This window comes from Paenibacillus pasadenensis (assembly GCF_002864175.1).
Classification (GTDB): Bacteria; Bacillota; Bacilli; order Paenibacillales; family Paenibacillaceae; genus Paenibacillus_O; species Paenibacillus_O pasadenensis.
In genome coordinates this window covers 592,145-610,459 of the sequence record NZ_NFEZ01000004.1, presented here as the reverse complement: position 1 = coordinate 610,459, position 18,315 = coordinate 592,145, and the positions used below count along the sequence as shown (strand labels likewise).

The 18,315-nt window shown below is 63.7% G+C and carries 12 protein-coding genes and 1 riboswitch; of the genes, 6 read left to right on the top strand and 6 right to left on the bottom strand.

Features of this window, described 5'->3' with window-relative positions; genetic code table 11:
• Positions 1-10 precede the first annotated feature (10 nt).
• The gene (locus B8V81_RS12260; RefSeq protein ID WP_101808471.1) at positions 11-679 is read right to left on the bottom strand and encodes a Type 1 glutamine amidotransferase-like domain-containing protein; all 669 of its coding nucleotides are present in this window, start codon (positions 677-679) and stop codon (positions 11-13) included.
• 44 nt (positions 680-723) lie between these two features.
• On the bottom strand, positions 724-1,977 hold the full coding sequence (locus B8V81_RS12255; RefSeq protein WP_101808470.1) for an FAD-binding protein: 1,254 nt from the start codon (positions 1,975-1,977) through the stop codon (positions 724-726).
• A gap of 276 nt (positions 1,978-2,253) precedes the next feature.
• On the opposite strand from B8V81_RS12255, the gene B8V81_RS12250 reads away from it, so the two are divergent.
• Positions 2,254-4,485, top strand: coding sequence for an AraC family transcriptional regulator (locus B8V81_RS12250; RefSeq protein WP_180968440.1), 2,232 nt, complete (start codon positions 2,254-2,256; stop codon positions 4,483-4,485).
• Between the two features lie 86 nt (positions 4,486-4,571).
• On the opposite strand, the gene B8V81_RS12245 is transcribed toward B8V81_RS12250, so the two are convergent.
• The 4 genes from B8V81_RS12245 to B8V81_RS12230 form a co-directional block, all read right to left on the bottom strand.
• Entirely contained in the window at positions 4,572-6,182 is a 1,611-nt protein-coding gene (locus tag B8V81_RS12245) for an extracellular solute-binding protein (protein ID WP_425320495.1), read from the bottom strand.
• Between the two features lie 47 nt (positions 6,183-6,229).
• Complete coding sequence (locus tag B8V81_RS12240; protein WP_101808467.1) at positions 6,230-7,123, bottom strand: carbohydrate ABC transporter permease; 894 nt, start codon at positions 7,121-7,123, stop codon at positions 6,230-6,232.
• 15 nt (positions 7,124-7,138) lie between these two features.
• Positions 7,139-8,062 (bottom strand): ABC transporter permease, encoded by a 924-nt coding sequence (locus B8V81_RS12235; RefSeq protein ID WP_101808466.1) that lies wholly within the window; start codon positions 8,060-8,062, stop codon positions 7,139-7,141.
• A gap of 261 nt (positions 8,063-8,323) precedes the next feature.
• Positions 8,324-9,892, bottom strand: a complete 1,569-nt coding sequence (locus B8V81_RS12230) for an extracellular solute-binding protein (RefSeq protein ID WP_244912756.1) — start codon at positions 9,890-9,892, stop codon at positions 8,324-8,326.
• A gap of 581 nt (positions 9,893-10,473) precedes the next feature.
• Between B8V81_RS12230 and argS the strand changes: the two genes are divergently transcribed.
• The 5 genes from argS (at position 10,474) to B8V81_RS26025 (ending at position 18,246) form a co-directional block, all read left to right on the top strand.
• On the top strand, positions 10,474-12,402 hold the full coding sequence (argS, locus tag B8V81_RS12225) for an arginine--tRNA ligase (protein ID WP_101809398.1): 1,929 nt from the start codon (positions 10,474-10,476) through the stop codon (positions 12,400-12,402).
• 98 nt (positions 12,403-12,500) lie between these two features.
• The gene (locus B8V81_RS25265) at positions 12,501-12,638 is read left to right on the top strand and encodes a hypothetical protein (protein WP_153782726.1); all 138 of its coding nucleotides are present in this window, start codon (positions 12,501-12,503) and stop codon (positions 12,636-12,638) included.
• Complete coding sequence (locus B8V81_RS12220) at positions 12,635-13,090, top strand: type II toxin-antitoxin system death-on-curing family toxin (RefSeq protein ID WP_101808464.1); 456 nt, start codon at positions 12,635-12,637, stop codon at positions 13,088-13,090. The genes B8V81_RS25265 and B8V81_RS12220 overlap by 4 nt, the downstream gene beginning before the upstream one ends.
• A gap of 8 nt (positions 13,091-13,098) precedes the next feature.
• Positions 13,099-13,296: riboswitch (cobalamin riboswitch) on the top strand.
• Positions 13,297-13,571: 275 nt separating this feature from the next.
• Positions 13,572-15,665, top strand: a complete 2,094-nt coding sequence (locus B8V81_RS12215; RefSeq protein ID WP_146000491.1) for an S-layer homology domain-containing protein — start codon at positions 13,572-13,574, stop codon at positions 15,663-15,665.
• Positions 15,666-15,954: 289 nt separating this feature from the next.
• Positions 15,955-18,246 (top strand): LTA synthase family protein, encoded by a 2,292-nt coding sequence (locus tag B8V81_RS26025; RefSeq protein WP_180968438.1) that lies wholly within the window; start codon positions 15,955-15,957, stop codon positions 18,244-18,246.
• Positions 18,247-18,315: the final 69 nt, after the last annotated feature.

The window sequence follows — 18,315 nt, the reverse complement described above, 5'->3', positions numbered from 1 at the left end:
GCGTCCTTTTTCAATTTCTAGCGATCCGCACCAGCTTTCCATTCTCCAGGCGGAACACGCCGTCTCCCTCCGTCCGCTCCAGCCGCCCCCCGCGGAAATAAAGCCCGCACTCCTCGTCGACGCCGTAATGCTCGACGCCATCCGGATACCGGGCCGCGACGGCGCGCAGATGCTCCTCCTCCCGCCACTGCGAGAAATGGACGGCGATCGTCATGCCGCGAATCAGGCCGAGCCCGGCCCGGTCCTGCAGGACGGCCGCCTCGTTGTCCTTGGGCGAGATCAGGCAGCGCTCGGGGCTGATGAGCGCCCCCGCGGAAAAGCCCGCCACCGGCACGCCGCTCTCCGCCCGCTCCCGTACGGCCTGCGCGATCGCCGTATCGACGATGCAATCGGCATAACGGCTCGTATCTCCCCCGCCGATGACGATGCCTGTGCTTGAGCGCACCGATTCGACCGCCACTGCGACGGACACGGTCGGCAGCGGCACATAACGGAACCTCTTCAAGCCCTTGGCCTCCAGCTCTCCGATATATCGGGGCATGTAATCGAGCCAGCCCGGCCGATCCAGGCAAAGGAGGCTGATTTTAGCCTCCGCGCCCCCCGCAAGCTCCGCGAACAGGCCGGCCAGGCCCGGCGTGAACGGAGGCCCGCCTCCGAATAAAAACAAATGCTTGTCCATGCCTGCTCCCCCTCCAAATCGTGATGGAAAACTCGCCCGCACCGTCAGTACACGTACCGCTCCAGCAGATCATTGCGGAACTTGCGCTCCGGGTCCTGCCGCAGCAGCAGCCGCTGGAAATCGGGCAGCCGCTCGTACTGCTCCCGCACCTCCGCGGGCGGCATCGCGAACAGCTTGGCCCAGTGCGGCCGCGCGCCGAACGGGCGCAGCGCCGACTCGAGCTCGGGCAGCAGCCGGGCGACCGCTTCGCCGAGCGGCTTCCAGGTGAAGTGGATGCCGACGGAATCGCGGCCGTGGCAAGGGCTCATCCACAGGCGGTCCGCCGCGATCGTGCGCACCTCCGAGATGAACAGCAGCGGCGCGATCCGCTCGCGCAGGCGGCCAAGCGCCTGCAGCGCCTCCAGCGCCCGCTCCCGGGGCACGAAATACTCCGTCTGCAGCTCCTCGCCCGCGCTCGGGGTGAAGTCCATGCGAAAATGCGGCAGCCGCTCATGCCAAGGACCGACGGCGCCGAGCTGGCCGCTGCACACCTCGCCCGAGTGGCCCGGCACCGGATGGCGCGGCCCGCCCGCCGGCGCCGCGCCGTGGAAAGGCTCGGCCGGATCGAGCGTCTCGGAATCGCCGACGCGGTGCTTGATCCACACCTGGTTGATCGCGGAGGAGGTCCAGTCGGTGAACAGGCTGACGCTGTACGCCGCGGAGAGGATCTCGTCGAACGCCGCCTCCAGCCGCTCGGCCGGCAGGTCCTCGTACACGCGCTGGCTCATCTCGAACGCGGGCACGACGTCGAGCGTCAGGCGGGCGACGACGCCAAGTCCGCCGAGGCCGACGACCGCGCCCTCGAATTCGGCGTCCTCCCGCGTCAGCCGCTGCAGCGCGCCGTCGGCCGCGATCAGCTCCAGCCCGCGCACCGCCGTCGCCAGATTGCCGTGCCGCACTCCCGAGCCATGCGTCGCCGTGGCGACCGCGCCGGCCACCGAGATATGCGGCAGCGAGGCCAGATTATGCAGCGCGAAGCCGGCGGCATCGAGCTGGCGCGCCAGATCGCCGTAGCGGATGCCGCCCTCGACCGTCACCGTCCGGCGCTCGGCGTCAAGCGACACGAGCCGGTTCAGCTTTTCCGTGGAGATCAGGCTGCCGGCCGTATCGGCGATGCCGTTGAACGAATGCCGGGAGCCGAGCGCCTTCACCCTCGGACTGCGGGCGACGATGTCCCGCGCCTCCTCAACGCTCTCCGGCACGAGCAGCTCCGCTGCTCCGTACGTATAGTTCCCTGCCCAGTTGCGCTCTTTCGCCATCTTCCATCCACGTCCTCTCGGTTGAGTCCTGCTGATCGGTACTACTTCGGCTCTCTTCGACGGAATCCCTACTGGACCCCGAAAAGAGCGCCGCGCCTGCGGGCTCTGCCGGAGCCGTTTTCGCAGATTTGTATAGAAAACCCTCGTTTGTACACGAATGAAATGTCGCGATCGTGCACAGATCAACGATCCGATCACTGTTGAAGTCATATCGCACAAGCTATAATGAAGGTCATTCCGGCATCGAGTCGCGGGAAACAGCAAGGGGGGTCCGCTATGCGATTGAATCGAATCCGACGGAGCGATCAGCTCTACGTCAAGCTGCTGATCGGCATCACGCTGTGCATCGTGTTCGCGATCTTCGTCAGCTCTTCCATTTATTATTTCACGTTTGCCCGTATTCTGCAGAACGACGCGTTCGAGTCCAACCTCGCGAACTTGCGCGATACGAGCAGGACCGTCGCCAAAACGACGGACAACGCGCAGACGCTCGCCTTTCAAATCTATCGCAACAGCGCCATCTCCAAGCTGCTCTACTACAGCAATCCCAATCCTTTCGACACGCAAGCGGCGATGATCGATCTGAGCAACTATTTGACGACCATGCCGTTCATCCATTCGATCTACGTCTACAATCCGGCCTCCGGCCTCTACTACATCACGAGCCAGAACGGACAGAAAGGAATCGTGCCGGAGCATCTGCTCAAGGACAAGAGCATCGCTCCGATCCTGAAAAACTACGAGGACTACCAGCCGTTCGCCCCGGTGCCGCGGATCATCGCGACCAGCGACCGCAGCGAGGAGGAGACCAGCGTCTACTCCTATCTGTGCTATGACGCGATCGGAACGAGCCAGACGATCAACTCGGCCGTCATCGTCAACATATCCGCCTCCTGGATCAATCAGGAGCTCGGCCAGCATCTGTCCGGCAACGACCAGACGCTCTATATCGACGATCACGGCAAGGTGCTGTCGGCCCGCGACCTGAGGCCGGTCCCGCTCGGCGACTCGGATCGGACCTTGATCGGTCAGCTGGTGGAAAAGGAGGAGCTCGGCTACCGCGTCGCCCGCTTCGGAGGCGAAAAATCGCTCGTCACCTATACCGCGCCGGATGCGTTCAATTGGCAATATGTCCGCGTCACGCCTTACAGCGAAATTACGAAGAAGCTGAGCGGCATCCGCTGGAAGACGCTGCTCATCGCCTGCATCGTGCTTGCCGTCGGCATCTGCCTCGCCTGGCTCGTCTCCAAGTTCCTCTACGTCCCGATCGACAAGATCAGGAACCAGATGAAGGATCTGGAGTCGGAGAAGCGCAACAGCAGCTATACGCTCCGGCAAAATACGATGCGCAAGCTCATCCAGATCCAGGAGTTCAACGCCGACCTGCAGGCGGAGAAGCTGAAGAAAATGGGCATCTCCTTCGATTTCACCAAGCCTTACCGTCTCGCCTATTTGCGGATCGACCGGTTCGAGCAGCTGAAGGAGATGAATCCGAACGATCTGCTGACGTACAAGTTCGCCATCATGAATATCGCCACCGAAATCTGCTCCAGGCAATATATCGTGGACTCCATCGACTTGGACGAGGACAGCATGCTGATGCTGATCAATACGTTCGAGGACCAGCCCTTCGACTGGAGCGAGCATGAGCTCATGCTCAAGGACATCCAGAACGCCTGCATGGAGTATATCCGGATCGGGCTTACGATCGCCTTGACGCCGGTATCCAGCAACCCGCATGAGCTCCACGATCGGTTCAAGCTGGCCAAGGAGGCATCCAACCAGCGCTTCTTCCTCGGAAGGGGCGCGATCATCGAGGCCGAGCCGCTTCAAGCGGAGGCGAAATACTACTTCCCGATCGGCAAAGAGAAGCGGATGATCGAAGCGCTGGCGGGAGGCAAGACCGAGGAAGCGAAAGCGCTGTTCGACGCCATCATGCAGGAGACGGTGCCCTGCTCGTTCCCGGTCGCGCACGCCGCGGCGACGCATCTGTCCGTCACGCTCGACAACATGCTCATGGAGATCGAGCGGAACGGCTCGCTGCCGCTCGGTCTCGGAGAGCTCGTCATTCCGCGCATCGAGCGCTACGAGACGCTGGAGGAGATGACGGAGGCGTTCCATCGGTTTTTCGACCAGCTGAAGACGAAGCTCGTGGAGAAGCGCAGCAGCAAGCAGGACGACCTCATCCGCAAAATCAACGACATCATCCAGAGCCGGTTCCATGAGCCGAACCTGAGCCTCAATTATGTGGCCGAGGAGCTGAAGATGTCGACCTATCATGTCAGCCGCGTCTATCGCCAGCAGACGATGTCCACCATCGTCGACACGATCAATGCGGTCCGCATCGAAAAGGCGAAGGAGCTGCTGCTGACGACGGAGCTGTCGATCGCCGACATCTCGGAAAGGACGGGTTATACGAACAGCTCGTACTTCCACCGCATCTTCAAGAAAGGAATCGGCGTCACTCCGACGGAATTCCGGAAATCGGGCCGCAGATCGGCCGAGTAACGACAAAGCGTCGGCAACGGATGGCAGAACCATCCGTTGCCGACGCTCTTTTTTTGATCAGGCTGGGGGAGCCGGGCGCTGCGCTTTTACTGAATGCCCTTCTCCGTCAGGTAAGCCAGCCATTGCTTCTTGTAGGAATCCTGGATCTTTTGCAATCCGGCCTGATTCGCCTTGCTCATGAACGTTTTGAGGCCCTCTTCCACGTTCGCGACCTGGCCTGCGAGCAGCGGCAGCAGATACTGCTTCGTGACCTGCTCCAGCGCCGCACGCTCCGACTGGTACTCCGTGTAATCTTCGGCGAATCCGGTAAAGATGTCCGGCTTCTGGATTTTGTCCAGCTCGTCGAAAATCTTCTGCACGCCGTCGTAGCTCGGCTCGAACAGCATGTAGTCCGGATTGCGCCAAGCCCAGCCGTTCATGCCCTCGCGCGGGAAGCCGTTCGTGTTGGCGTCGCCGAGCATTTTGTAGTAGCCGTCCTGGACCGTATAGTTCACGCCTTCGACGCCGTATTGAGTCAGCAGGTTGTAGCGCTTGTCGGTGACCATCTTCTCGTAGAACGCCAGCGCGCGCTCCGGATTTTTGCTGCTCTCCGGAATGGCGAAGCCGTTGTGGATCGGATGGACCGGAGTCGCGTAGCCGTTCGTCACGCCGTATGGCGTATAGCCGAGCTCCCAGTCCGGATGAAGCGATTTCATCTTTTCCATCGTCGCATTGTAGCGGGTCGGGTTGTCGCCCAAGATGGCGGCTGTCGATCCGTTGGAGATCTTGTCTTGGATCGTCTCGGTCTCGTTCAGCTCGTTTTTGGAGAAGTAGCCTTTGTCGGCCCAGCTCTTGAACCGCTTCAGATCCTCGAGATGCTCCGCCGAGCCCCAGTACGGCATGATATCAGCCGGCTTGTCGTATGCAGCGAACAGGCCGTACGGCAGCGCTCCGACATTTTTCCTCTCGATGTCCAGATACATGAGAGCGAGGCTGTTCATGATGTCCGGGCCGAACGAGACCGGCTGGAGCTTCGGCTCGTTTTGCCTGATTCCGTCGAGATAAGCCTCGAACGTATCGATGTCGACCGGCGTCGGCAGATTGTATTTCTTGCGCAGGTCCTCGCGCCAGACGAAGCCGTTCGTGACGTACTCCCTGTACGTCGCCGGCACCGTGTAGATGCTGCCGTCGATCTTGACCGCATCCCACATGTCCTGCGGGACGAACTTCTGCAAGGCCGGCGCGGCGACAGGCAGCAGCTCATCCAGCGGCTTGAACGCTTTTTTCTTGGCGTATTGCTGATACTGCGTCCAGTCCGCCGTGAAGATCAGGTCGACGTTCTGTCCGGTCGAGAGCAGCAGCTTGTATTTCTGATCCCAGTCGGTCCAGGTCGTATAGTTGAACTTGACGGTAGCGTTCAGGTCTTCCAGCGCCATCTTGTTGATCTGCTCCTCGATTTTCGGGAGATCCTTCGGAGCGTTGCCAAGCATGTAGAACTGCAGCTGGACCTTCTTGGACGTATCGATGCCGGCGGGCTCGGCTCCTGCATTCGAAGCCCCTCCATTCGCGGCGCTGCCGCTGTTCGCCGCATTGGCGGCGCCGTTGTCCGCTGCATTGCTGCCGCCGTTGTTGTTGCCGCATGCCGTGAAGATCGACATCGACATGACGGTCGTGAGCAGAAGGCCGACCGCTTTTTTTCTTTTGCTTCCCATTTGAATCCTCCCTTTTCGTCTCACTCTTTTATGTCAGCTGGATCGCTCCAGGTCTAACCTTTGACGGCTCCGATCGTCAGCCCTTTGACGAAATAGCGCTGGATGAACGGATAGAGCAGCAGGATCGGACCGGTGACGATGATCGCCATCGCCATCTTCATCGATTCGGACGGCACGCCCTCGGACAGCGTCACGCCGGCCCCCGCTCCGATGCTGTTCAGGAAGTTGGAGGTGTTGATGATGTTGTACAGGTAGAACTGCAGCTGATATTTGGCGGCGTCCGAGATGAAGAGCGCCGAGGAGAACCAATCGTTCCAGTATTGCAGCGCGAGGAAAAGTCCGATCGTCGCCAGGCCCGGAACCGACAGCGGAAGCACGATCCGGTAGTAGATGACAAAATCGTTGGCGCCGTCGATCTTCGAGGACTCGATCACCTCGTCCGGCACCGCGGAGGTGATGAAGCTTCTCATGAGGATGATGAGGAACGGCGTCATCAGGCCGGGCCAGATCAAGGCGTACAGCGAGTTCGTGAACTGCAGGTAGTTCGTGATCAGCATGTAGTAAGGAACGAGCCCGCCGCCGAACAGCGTGGTGAAGTAGATGAAAAACGCGAACACGTTCCGGTACTTGAAATCCTTCCGCTGCAGGACGTAGCCCGCCATCGTCATGAGCAGCAGGCCGATCAGCGTGCCGACTGCGGTGACGAGCGTCGTGACGCCGTAAGCCCGCAGCACGTCGTCCGGAACCTCGAAGATGATTCGGTAGCCCTCCAGCGAGAATTCCTTCGGAATGAGGCTGTACCCTTCGTTCAAAATGGACGCGTTGCTCGACAACGAGGCGGACAAGATGAGCAGGAAGGGCAGCAGGCACAAGACGCATCCTGCAAGGACGACGACATATGCGATCAGCCGAAACCATCGGGTCGAGCTGTCTTCTTTGATTTTCAAGCGGATCCCCTCCTTCTAGAACAGCGCGTAGTCTTTGTTGACTTTCCGAATGATCGCGTTGACGATCATGATGAGCGTGAAGCCGAACAGCGATTGGTAGACGCCGGCCGCGGTCGCCATGCCCATGTCGAACGTCACGCGCAGCGAGCGGTAGACGTACGTGTCGATGATGTCCGTCGTGCTGAACAGCAGGCCGTTGTTGCCGATCATTTGGTAGAAGAGGTCGAACTGGCCCTTCATGATGCTGCCGAGGGCGAACAGCAGCAGGATGACGAACGTGTTTTTCAGCATCGGCACCGTAATATGCCAGGCGCGCTGGAAGGCGTTGGCGCCGTCGATCTTGGCCGCCTCGTAGTAGTCCTCGCTGATGCCCGTGATCGACGCGAGGTAGATGACCATGCTGTAGCCGAAGTTTTTCCACAGGTAGAACAGGATGATGAAGAAGATCCATAGCTTCGGCTTGCTGTACACGTCGACCGGGTCGCTGCCGAGCTGCTGCAGCACCGTGTTCAGCACGCCTTGCTCATAGTTGAACAGATTGAAGACGATGACGCTCAGGATGACGAAGGAGACGAAGTAAGGCAGGAACAGGATCGACTGCGAGATCTTCTTGAACCACTTTCCCCTGATGTCGTTCAGCAAGATCGCGACGAAGATCGAGAGCACGTTCCCGAGAAAGATGAAGACGATATTGTAGCCGATCGTGTTGAAGGTCAGCTCGACCAGCTTGCCTGATTTCCATAGGAACTCGAAGTTTTTGAGTCCGACGAAATCCATCTTGAACAGGCTCGTATTGAAATCGAACTGCACGAAGGCGTAGTAGATGCCGATCATCGGCAAGTAGTTGTTGATCAAGAAGTAAATTAGCGTCGGCAGCAGCATGAGGAACAAAATTTTGTTCGTGTAGAGCTCATGCAGGATTCCTCTTTTCTTGAGCATGGTTTTGGACTCCCTCCTCGTTTATTTTTTATTTGGCTGGCAGGTCTCTCTCCTGGTCCCACTATAGGAGAAGGCAGGGTGAACGAGTAGTGAAAAGATCGTGCAATTCTGGAAAAACGAGCGGTTTGGAACGTGAACGATAGCGGCATTTATGAAGAATGGCCGCATTTGCCCTCCCGTCCGGCCGGCGCTCCCGGCCAAACGACAGAAAAAAGCCTGCGATTCGCTCGAATCGCAGGCTTTGGGGATCGACGATCAGGCTTACTGCGGCTTCGCGCCTCGATCGGAGACGATGCCGTTCGCAAGATAATCCTTCCATTGCTTCACATAGGATTGCTGGATTTTGGGGAGCCCGGCTTCGTTCGCGTTTGCCATGAAGATCGCCAGCCCCTCCTGGACATCCTCGATCTGGCCCGCCAGCAGCGGGTACAGGTATTGCTTCACGACCTGCTCCAGCGCCGCGCGCTCGGCCTGATAGCCGGTGTAGTCCTCCACGAACCTCGTATAGAGGTCCGGCTTCTGGATCCCGTCCAGCTCGTTGAAGATCCGCTGCACGCGTTCATAGCTGGGCTCGAACAGCATGTAGTCCGGGTTCCGCCAAGCCCAGCCGATCATGCCCTCGCGTTCGAATCCGCTCTTGTCCAGCGCGTGGTAGAAGCCGTCCTTCACCTCATAATGGACGCCTTCGATTCCGTATTGCGTCAGCCGGTTGTACCGCTCGTCCGTCACGAGCTTCTCATAAAAGGCGAGCGCCTCTTCCGGATGCTCGCTGCCCGCCGCGATAGCGAATCCGTTGTGCATCGGATGGACGGGCGTCGCGTACCCGGTCGACCGGCCGAACGGCGTGTAGCCGAGATCCCAGTCCGGATGCTGCGCCTGCATCTGGCTCAGCATCGCGTTGTAGCGCGTCGGATTGTCGCTGAGCAGCGCCGCCGCCGCCCCGCTTGCGATCTGATCCTGCATGGGGACCGGGTCGTTCAGCACGTTTTTGGAGAGATAGCCTTTATCGGCCCAGCTCTTGTATTTTTTCAAGTCTTGCAGATGGCTGGGCGTTCCCCAGTACGCCCCGATTTCATCCGGCTTGTCATACGGGGCGTACAAGCCGTACGGCATCGGCCCGACCGCCTTCCGCTCGACCTCCAGGTAGGCATGCTGGATGGAGGCATCGACGAGCGAGCCGAACGCGGCCGGCTGAATGCCGGGCTCATGCTGCCTGATCCCCTCGAGATAGGCCTCGAAGCTCGGCACGTCGACCGGCGTCGGCAGCCCGTGCTTGCGCCGCAGATCCTCGCGCCAGATGAAGCCGCCCGTGACGTACTCCTTGTAGGTCGACGGCACCGTATAGATGCGGCCGTCGATCCGCACCGCGTCCCACATCTCTTTCGGCACGAAAGCCTGCAGCTTCGGAGCGGCCAGCGGCAGCAGCTCGTCGAGCGCCATGAAGGCTCCTTGATGAGCGTACTGCTGATAGAAGGCCCAGTCCGAGGTGAAGATCAGATCGACCGCCCTGCCGGTCGAGAGCAGCAGCTTGTACTTCTGGTCCCATTCGGTCCAGGTCGTATAATGGAATTTGACCGCGACGTTCAAGTCCTCCAGCGCCATCTCGTTGATTCGTTCCTCGATTATCGGCAGGTCCTTGGGAGCGTTGCCGAGCATATAGAACTGAAGCACGACCGGGCCGGACCGGCCTTCCGTGCGGCTGGTCAAGATCGAGCTGCTTTTGCCGTCGGCATCGCCGGGGCGGGCGGAATTATTGTTGCTGCAAGCGGCGACAAGGAAGACGGCCATCGCGACCGCGACCGCGGCCGCGCTCATTCGACTGCGCCTCATCGGAATTCCCTCCTCTGCGGGTTCGGCTCGGTTCCCTGAGCCTGGAACCCCCCTTCATTTTAGTCCTTCCTGGCGCTCCCGTCATCCGGCAGCCAAGCCAGGGTTCGTTGTCATTGTAGGTTCAGGAGCGGCGGCAGGCCAGTGAACGATTGCGGGATTCATGAACAAAAGAGGGATGTTTCCTTTCGGACCTCTTGTCTTGCCGATGTTCATCCGCTATACTTGGGAAAATTCACATCACGCATGCGATGAACGGGCAAGTACCCGGCCGCAGCCGCGAGCAGAGAGCCGGGAGGGTGGGAACCGGCAGCGGCAGGCCGGCGGAAACGGACCCGCGAGCTGGCGCCCGAAGTCCGCTCCGCGCGGATGCGTAGGCGCGCCCGGACTGGCCGATACCCTGACGAGCAGCCGCGCGCTGCAGCCGGCTTCCTTCCGCCCCGATGCGGATGCGGCCGCTGCGCGCCCGGCGACAAGAGTGGCACCGCGGACCGAGCCTCCGTCTCTTTTTGAGACGGGGGCTTTTTGCCGTTTCCGCCCCCGCTCGCCCGTTCCATCGCCAAAGGAGGAACCCTGCTATGACCATGCCAGCTGCAACCCTGCTCAAGCAAGCGGCGGCCGCCCTGCTCGCTCCGCTGACCGGGGTCGGCGAAGCCGAGCTCGCCGCCCGCCTGGAATGCCCGCCGGACGAGACGCTCGGCGACCTGTCTCTCCCCTGCTTCGCCTTGGCCAAGACGCTCCGCCGCGCGCCTGCGGCGATCGCCTCCGAGCTGGCCGCCCAGGTGAACGGCCAGGAGGAAGCGCCCGCAGCGGAGGCTGCCGGCGGCGAGGCCGATCCGGCTCCTCCGATCCGCTGGCGTGCCGAAGCGGCCGGAGGCTTCCTCAACCTGCGCGCCGCTGGCCGCGGCTGGATCGAGGCGCTGCTGCGCCAGGCCGAGTCGCCGGCGCTCGGCCGGCTGGAGGACGGCGCGGGCAAGCGCGTCGTCATCGACTATTCGTCGCCCAACATCGCCAAGCCGATGAGCGTCGGCCATCTGCGCTCGACCGTCATCGGCCGCGCGCTGGCCAACCTGCACCGCACGGCCGGCTGGGACGTGCAGACGGTCAACCATCTCGGCGACTGGGGCACGCAGTTCGGCAAGCTGATCGCCGCGACGAAGCGCTGGGGCTCGCGCGAGGCGATCGAGGCCGATCCGATCGGCGAGAGCCTGCGCCTGTATGTCCGCTTCCATGAGGAGGCCGAGCGCGATCCCGCGCTCGTGGACGAAGGCCGCGCCTGGTTCCTGCGGCTCGAGCAGGGCGACGCCGAGGCGCGGGAGCTGTGGGCGTTTTTCATCCGCGAGAGCCTCAAGGAATTCCAGCGCATCTACGGCCGCCTCGGCGTCGAGTTCGACCATCTGCTCGGAGAGAGCTTCTACAACGACAAGATGGAGGCGGCGGCGCAGCGGCTGCGGGAGGCCGGGCTGCTGGAGGAAAGCGACGGCGCGCTCGTCGTGCGCCTCGACGAGCAGGGGATGCCGCCCTGCCTCGTGTTCAAGTCGGACGGCTCGACGATCTACGGCACGCGCGATCTGGCGACGGCGCTGTACCGCCGCGAGGCGATGGGCGGCGACAAGCTGCTCTATGTCGTCGGCGCCGAGCAGACGCTGCATTTCCGCCAGGTGTTCGCCGTGCTGGAGAAGCTCGATCCGACCTGGGAGCAGGTGGAGAAGGTCCATGTGCCGTTCGGCCTGATGCGCATGGAAGGCCGCAAGATGTCCACTCGCCGCGGCAAGGTCGTCTTCCTGGACGAGGTGCTGGACGAGGCCGTCCGCCGGGCGCTCGCCGTCATCGAGGCCAAGACGCCGGACCTGCCGGACAAGGAGGCGGTCGCCGAGGCGGTCGGCATCGGCGCGATCGTGTTCGGGGATCTGCGCAGCCGCCGCATGCTGGAGATCGACTTCAGCCTCGAGGAGATGGTGAGCCTCGACGGCGAGACCGGCCCTTATGTGCAATACACCTACGCCCGCGCCTGCAGCCTGCTGCGCCGCGCGGCGGAGGCCGGCGCGGGCGCAGTTCCGGCTGGCGCGGACGGAGTTCCGGCTGGCGCGGACGGAGTTCCGGCTGGCGCGGACGGAGTTCCGGCTGGCGCGGACGCAGCTGCGGCCGGCTCCGGCGCAGGGACGGCGGCGCCGGGCGCGGAGGCTGGCGCGGGCACGGGCAGCGGCGCCGAGCCCGGGGATGCTTCCGGGCTGGAGGCTCTCGGCTCGCCCGCCGCGCGCGCCTGCCTGCTCAAGCTCGACGCTTACGGCGAGGCGATCCGCGGCGCGCTGCGCGAGCATGAGCCGTCCGTCCTCGCCCGCTACCTGCTGGAGCTCGCCAAGGCGTTCAACCGCTTCTACAACAGCGGCCGCATCCTCGGCGCGGACGGCGGCGGGGAGACGGCCGCCAAGCTGCGGCTGACGGCCGCCTGCGCCGCCGTGCTGAGCCACGGACTCGGACTGCTCGGCTTATCGGCCCCGTCACGAATTTAACAAATAAGTCCAATTTAACCCTTGCTTCATCTGGATAGGGATGGTAAACTTGGATTCACGAACAAGTGTACCTATCTTCCGAAGAAAGGCTGATTCCGATGAGCGAGCCCAAGCATCCTCCGATCGCGAGCGTCACCCCTACCCCCGAGCACAAGGAGGATCCCGTCCTGCTGCTGGCCCGCCAGCTGCTGCTGCTGCACCGGCGCGCCTTCCGCCGCATCTCGGAGCGGTCATGACGGAGCAGCTCACCGTCCCGCAGCTGCTGGCGATCCACATGATGCACCAGGACCGCTTCGACGTCAGCCCGGGCTTCCGCAATCCGGGCTTCCTGCTCCAGCTCGTCGACCGTCCCCTGCTGGAAGGCTTCTCCGGAGGAGGCGACCGCTCCTCGCTCATCCGCCAGGCCGCGCTTTACTGGCATGGGCTGGCGCGCGCGAGGGCGTTCCGCGACGGCAACGCCGCGCTCGCCATCCATACGATGATGACGTTCCTGCTGCTCAACGGCCAGGAGCTGCGCCTTGACGAGGATGAGCTCGTCGAGGCGGCGCTGCTGTGCAGCGAGTGGCAGATGGAGCTCGAGGACTGCGAGGCGTGGATTTCCAGCCGACTGGTCCGCCCAGCCCTCGGGGAGCCCGAGGCCCCGATTCCTTCTATGGACAAAGTATTCCCTCCGTCTTATGATAGATAGGATTCGATTTTGACTACGGTTGTACGGGTGCCTCGGTCGGCCTTCATCCGGCCAGGCTTAATAGGGAAGTCCGGTTCCAATCCGGCGCGGTCCCGCCACTGTACGAGCGCCGCAGCCCCGCATGACGCCACTGTCCGTTCGGACGGGAAGGCGCGGGGACGCGATGGCGCTCCAGCCAGGAGACCTGCCCGTACGACCTCGCAGAAGTCCTTTCGGGGGGTGGAGGACTTCTGCAGCGCTCCTTCTCGGGCGCCGCTTTTGGCTTCGCCTGCGTTCCGGCTGGGGTCCGACTCGATCGGCCTAGAGGCGTCTGGACCGCATGGCTTTGGCCGCTGGCGGTCTTTCCGTCCGCGAGAGCGTTGGGATTTCGTCTTTTCGCCGCCCTTTTGAGGCGGCTTTTTTGTTTTCCGGGTCCGCTGTCGCTGCGCAGCCTCCCCGCCCCTGCCCTGCAGCCGATTTGATTTTAATAGGTAGAAAGAAGGTGTTGCTGGTGAAAGCCCTGTTCAACCGCGCCGTACTGGCCGCTCTGCTGGCCGTCGCCCTGATCGTGCCGGCCGTACCGGCCGGTACCGCCTCGGCGGCTGCGGACACGTCCGCCGTCCTCCGCCAAGCCGGAGACGCGCTGCTCTCGAGCGGCATCCGCTCCGACTGGGACGCCATCGCCGCCTCCCAGGCCGGCTACGAGCTGCCGGCGTCGTATCTGTCCAAGCTGTCCGACGCCGTGCGCAAGGACGCGCCTGCGTTCCGCAACGTCACCGACTTCGAGCGCACCGCGCTCGCCGTCACCGTCGCCGGCCAGGACGCGACCGCTTATGGCGGCATCGACCTGATCGAGCGCATCACAAGCAGCGACCGCATGCTCAGCCAAGGCATCAACGGCCCGATCTACGCGCTGCTCGCGCTCGATTACGGCGAGTACGAAGTGCCGGCAGGCGCCAAGTGGTCCCGCGACAAGCTCGTCGCCGAGCTGCTCAAGGCCCAAGCCGCCGACGGCAGCTACGCCTTCGCAGGCGAGAAGGCCGGCAGCCCCGACCTGACCGGCGCCGCGCTGACCGCGCTCGCTCCGTACGTCGGCCAGCCGGAGGTCAAGCAGGCCGGCGAGCGCGCCGTCGCCTGGATCAAGTCCCAGCAGGACAAGGACGGCGGCTTCACGAGCTACGGCGAGTCGAGCAGCGAGAGCGTCGCGCAGATCGTCATCGGCCTCGCCTCCATCGGCTACGATCCGGCCGGAGCCGACTTCACCCGCGACGGCGCGAGCCTGATCGACAAGCTGCTCACGTTCCGGGGCGCCGACGGCAGCTTCTCGCATGCGCTGCCGCTCGCTCCCAACGCCTACGGCGCCTACCAGTCCGTGCAGGCGCTCGTCGCCTATGAGAAGTTCAAGGCCGGCACCGGCCGCCTGTACAGCAAGCCGGCCGCTTCCGTCTCGGTCCGCGTGGAAGGCCCGAGCTCGACGATCGGCTCCGGCGTGACGCGCGCCGTCTACGCGCTCGACGCGCTGACTCAGGTCGGCGCGGCCAAGAAGCTGGACGTCGTCGTCAAGGAGATGTCGTTCGGTAAATACGTCGACGCCATCGGCGGCATCGCCGGCGGCACGTTCGGCGGCTACGACGGCTGGATGTACGCCGTCGAGCGCCGCGGCGCCTGGATCAATCCTTCCGTCGGCATGGGCGACTTCAAGCTCAGCGCCGGCGACCGCCTCGTCGTGTTCTATGGCGACGGCACCAAGCTGATCTCCCGCATCGCGGCCGAGCCGCGCCAGCCGCGCGACGACGAGCCGTTCGCCGTTCAGGTGAGCCAGCAGGAGTGGGACTACACGGCAAATGCGTTCACCGTCACTCCGGCGGTCGGCGTCGCCGTCTCGGCCGGCTCCGTCACCGTTACGACGGACGCTTACGGCAACGCCTCGTTCCCGGCGCTGCCGGCGGGCAGCTACGAGCTGACGGTCACCGGCTACAGCCCGTCCAAGGCGCCGAGCGTGCTCAAGCATGCCGTCCCGCTGACGGTCGGCTCCACCAAGATCAAGTTCGCCGACGAGAAGAAAATCGCCCCTTGGGCGCTGAAGTCGGTCAAAAACGGCTACGCCTCCGGCCTGCTCAGCGGCACCGGCACGGGCGAGGCTCCGACGTTCTCGCCGAAGGACAGACTCACCCGCGCCCAGTTCGCGGCGCTGGCCGTACGTCTGCTCGGCCTCGATGCCGGCATGGACGCCGCAGCTCCTTCCTTCTCCGACGTGAAGGCCGGCAGCTGGTACGAAGGCGCCGTCCGCGCCGCCGCCGCGCAAGGCATCGTCTCCGGCACGGGCGACGGCAAATTCCAGCCGGACGCGCCGGTGACCCGCCAAGACATGGCGGTCATCCTCGCCCGCGTCCTCAAGCTGGACGCGACCGCAGCCGGCGACGGCTCGATCCGCGACCTCGCTGCGGCATCCGCCTACGCGAGAGGCTCCATCGCCGCCGTCCACGCCAGCGGGCTGATGGTCGGCGATTCCGCCGGCAACTTCCAGCCCAAGGCGCAGGTCAGCCGCGAGATGGCCGCCGTCGCGATCGTCAACGCGTACGAGTCGCTGAAATAAACGCAAGGCCGGAGCGCGAGCCGAGCTGGACGCTACGGCTTGCGTCCGGGCCGTTGCCGCCTCGGCTCGCGTCCGGCCGCGGCTCGCTTCGACCGCGGCCTGCGCTCTGTCGGCTTGCGTCCGGACCGTTGCCGCCTCGGCTTGCGCTCCATCGGCCGCGACGCTGCTCCGCAGCTCCCTTCGTTTGTAAATGCCCTTGGCGGGCTTTACAATGAAGGGAGCTTTTTTTATTGATCGGCCCTGCAATCCGCTGTGCCCCGGCCGTTCCGGAAGGAGAGTACCCGTACCCGTGTTCGAAGAGCAACCGAGCCGCGCCAAGCGCTTCTGGCTCAGTCCGTTCGTGCTGTTCACCGTCGCCCTCGTCTTCAAAATGTACCTTGCCGCCTACGTCATCTACGGCCTCGAGCATCCGTGGCTGACGCTGATGACGGGGCTTCCGACCGTCTGGGCCGCCTTTTTCCTGATCGAGCTGCTCGCCCGCAGGCGCAAGCTCATGGCTTATCTGATCGTGAACCTGCTGTTCACCGCGATTTATTTCGCCGTCATCATGTACTACAAGTACTTTGGCATCATCGTCACCTACCATGCGCTCAGCCAGGCCGGACAGGTGACGGAGGTGAAAGGAAGCGTCTTCCAGCTGCTGCATCCGTACTTCATGCTCATCTTCGTCGACATCGTGCTCGCATGGCTGCTGCTCGGCTTCAGCAAGCGGCTGCGCCGCGGCTGGCAGCGGGCGGCGAACCGCCGCTTCATCGGCTGGCGGCTCGCGCTGCCCGGCTTCGTGCTGGCGGCCGCGGCCTGCCTCGCGCTCATCTGGCCGCATCGCGGCATCGCCAACGAGCTCGTGCAGACCGAGCGCATGGGCATCGTCAACTATGAGCTGTTCCTGATCGCGACCGGCGGCAACGAGAGCTTCGTGCCCGTCTCGTCGGTGACGCAGGCGGAGATCGACCGGCTCAAGGGACTGCCGCAGCCGGCGGCGAAGCCGGCCTCGTTCGGAGCGGCCAAAGGCCGCAACATCATCGTCGTGCAGCTCGAGGCGCTTCAGAACTTCCTGATCGGCAAAAGCGTCGACGGCAAGGAGATCACGCCGAACCTGAACGCCCTCATCCGCGAGAGCGTCTACTTCCCGCGCTTTTATCAGCAGGCGGGCTCCGGCAATACGTCCGACGCCGAGTTTCTGACGAATACGTCGCTGTACGTGCCGCTGCGCGTGCCGGCGACGCAAGCGTACTCCGGCCGCTCGCTGCCCTCGCTGCCCAAGCTGCTGGAGCGCGAAGGGTACGAGACGATGACATTCCATACGAACGACGTCTCGTTCTGGAACCGCAGCGAGCTGTACCGGGCGCTCGGCTTCGACCGGTATTACGATACGGAGTTTTTCGGCGACGAGGACGTCGTCGCGTTCGGCGCCTCGGACGAGGTGCTTTACCGCAAGAGCGTGCAGGAGCTGGCCAAAGTGCGCGAGGAGACGGGCAAGCCGTTCTATTCGATGCTCATCTCGATGTCGTCGCATCATCCGTACAACATCCCGGAGCGCAAGGTGAAGATCAACCTGCCGGAGCGGTACGACGACAGCTTCGTCGGCGACTACCTGCGGGCGCAGAACTACACCGACTACGCGCTCGGGCAGCTGATCCAGGAGCTGAAGGACGAAGGGCTGTGGGAAAACAGCCTGCTCGTCCTCTACGGCGACCATATGGGCCTGCCCATCTACTCGCTGACGGAAGAGGATCTGCGGCTGCTCGAGGAGCTTGACGGCCGGAAGTACGACTCGTCGCAGATGCTGAACATCCCGCTCATCGTCACCGCGCCGGGCGCGCTCGCGCCAGCGGTCGAGACGGGCATCGGCGGGCAGAGCGACATCATGCCGACGATCGCCAATCTGGCGGGGCTGTCGCTGGACGGCCAGCTGCATTTCGGGCAGGATCTGCTGAACGAGCGGGCCAACCTGCTGCCGGAGCGGTACTACCTGCCGTCGGGCTCGTTCATCAATGACCGGGAGATCTTCATCCCGGGCACCGGCTTTGGCGACGGCAGCCGCATCGAGCTGCCGTCGGCGGAGGCGGCTGCCGGTTGGCTGGCCGCTGGCGCGGATGGCGGCGCTGGAGCGGCGGCAAGCGGGGCCGAGGGCGGAGATGCGGCAGGCGCTGCCGGGGCCGGCGACGCAGCAACGGCGGTGAATGCCGGCTCCGGCGAGCCGGGCGCCGGCACGGGCGTTGCCGCAGGCAGCGGGCAGGCCGGGCCTGGCGCGAGCGCGGCGCCGGGATCGGCGGCAGCGCCGGCGGGCGGCTCCGGCGCGGGGCAAAAGGCAGCGGCCGAAGCGCCTTCGCCTGCTGCGAGCGCAGCGCCGGGCGGCCCCGGCGAGCCTTCCGGCGCGGCCGGAGGCGAAGGCAGCCTCGGCGGCAGCGCCGACGACCGCAGCGACGGCGGACCGGCGACCGCCACGCAGGAGCAGTTCGACCGCGCGCTCAAGCTGCTCCGCATGTCGGACAGCTACGTGCGCTCGCTGCCGACGACGGAGGGCGATCCCGCTCCCGTCAACGGAGCGGCGACGGATTCTTCCGCGAATGCGGACTGACCGATCCAACCTCGAATCATGCAGCCTGCTTTCCAATAGGAGAGCAGGCTTCTTTGCGTGCCCCGGCTC

Bases quoted from the DNA above. Each gene is read 5' to 3' on its own strand.
- B8V81_RS12230 (WP_244912756.1), bottom strand. From the start codon at position 9,892: ATGAGGCGCAGTCGAATGAGCGCGGCCGCGGTCGCGGTCGCGATGGCC.
- B8V81_RS25265 (WP_153782726.1), top strand. From the start codon at position 12,501: ATGAGCGAGCCCAAGCATCCTCCGATCGCGAGCGTCACCCCTACCCCC.
- B8V81_RS12235 (WP_101808466.1), bottom strand. From the start codon at position 8,062: ATGCTCAAGAAAAGAGGAATCCTGCATGAGCTCTACACGAACAAAATT.
- B8V81_RS12260 (WP_101808471.1), bottom strand. From the start codon at position 679: ATGGACAAGCATTTGTTTTTATTCGGAGGCGGGCCTCCGTTCACGCCG.
- B8V81_RS12255 (WP_101808470.1), bottom strand. From the start codon at position 1,977: ATGGCGAAAGAGCGCAACTGGGCAGGGAACTATACGTACGGAGCAGCG.
- argS (WP_101809398.1), top strand. From the start codon at position 10,474: ATGCCAGCTGCAACCCTGCTCAAGCAAGCGGCGGCCGCCCTGCTCGCT.
- B8V81_RS12220 (WP_101808464.1), top strand. From the start codon at position 12,635: ATGACGGAGCAGCTCACCGTCCCGCAGCTGCTGGCGATCCACATGATG.
- B8V81_RS12250 (WP_180968440.1), top strand. From the start codon at position 2,254: ATGCGATTGAATCGAATCCGACGGAGCGATCAGCTCTACGTCAAGCTG.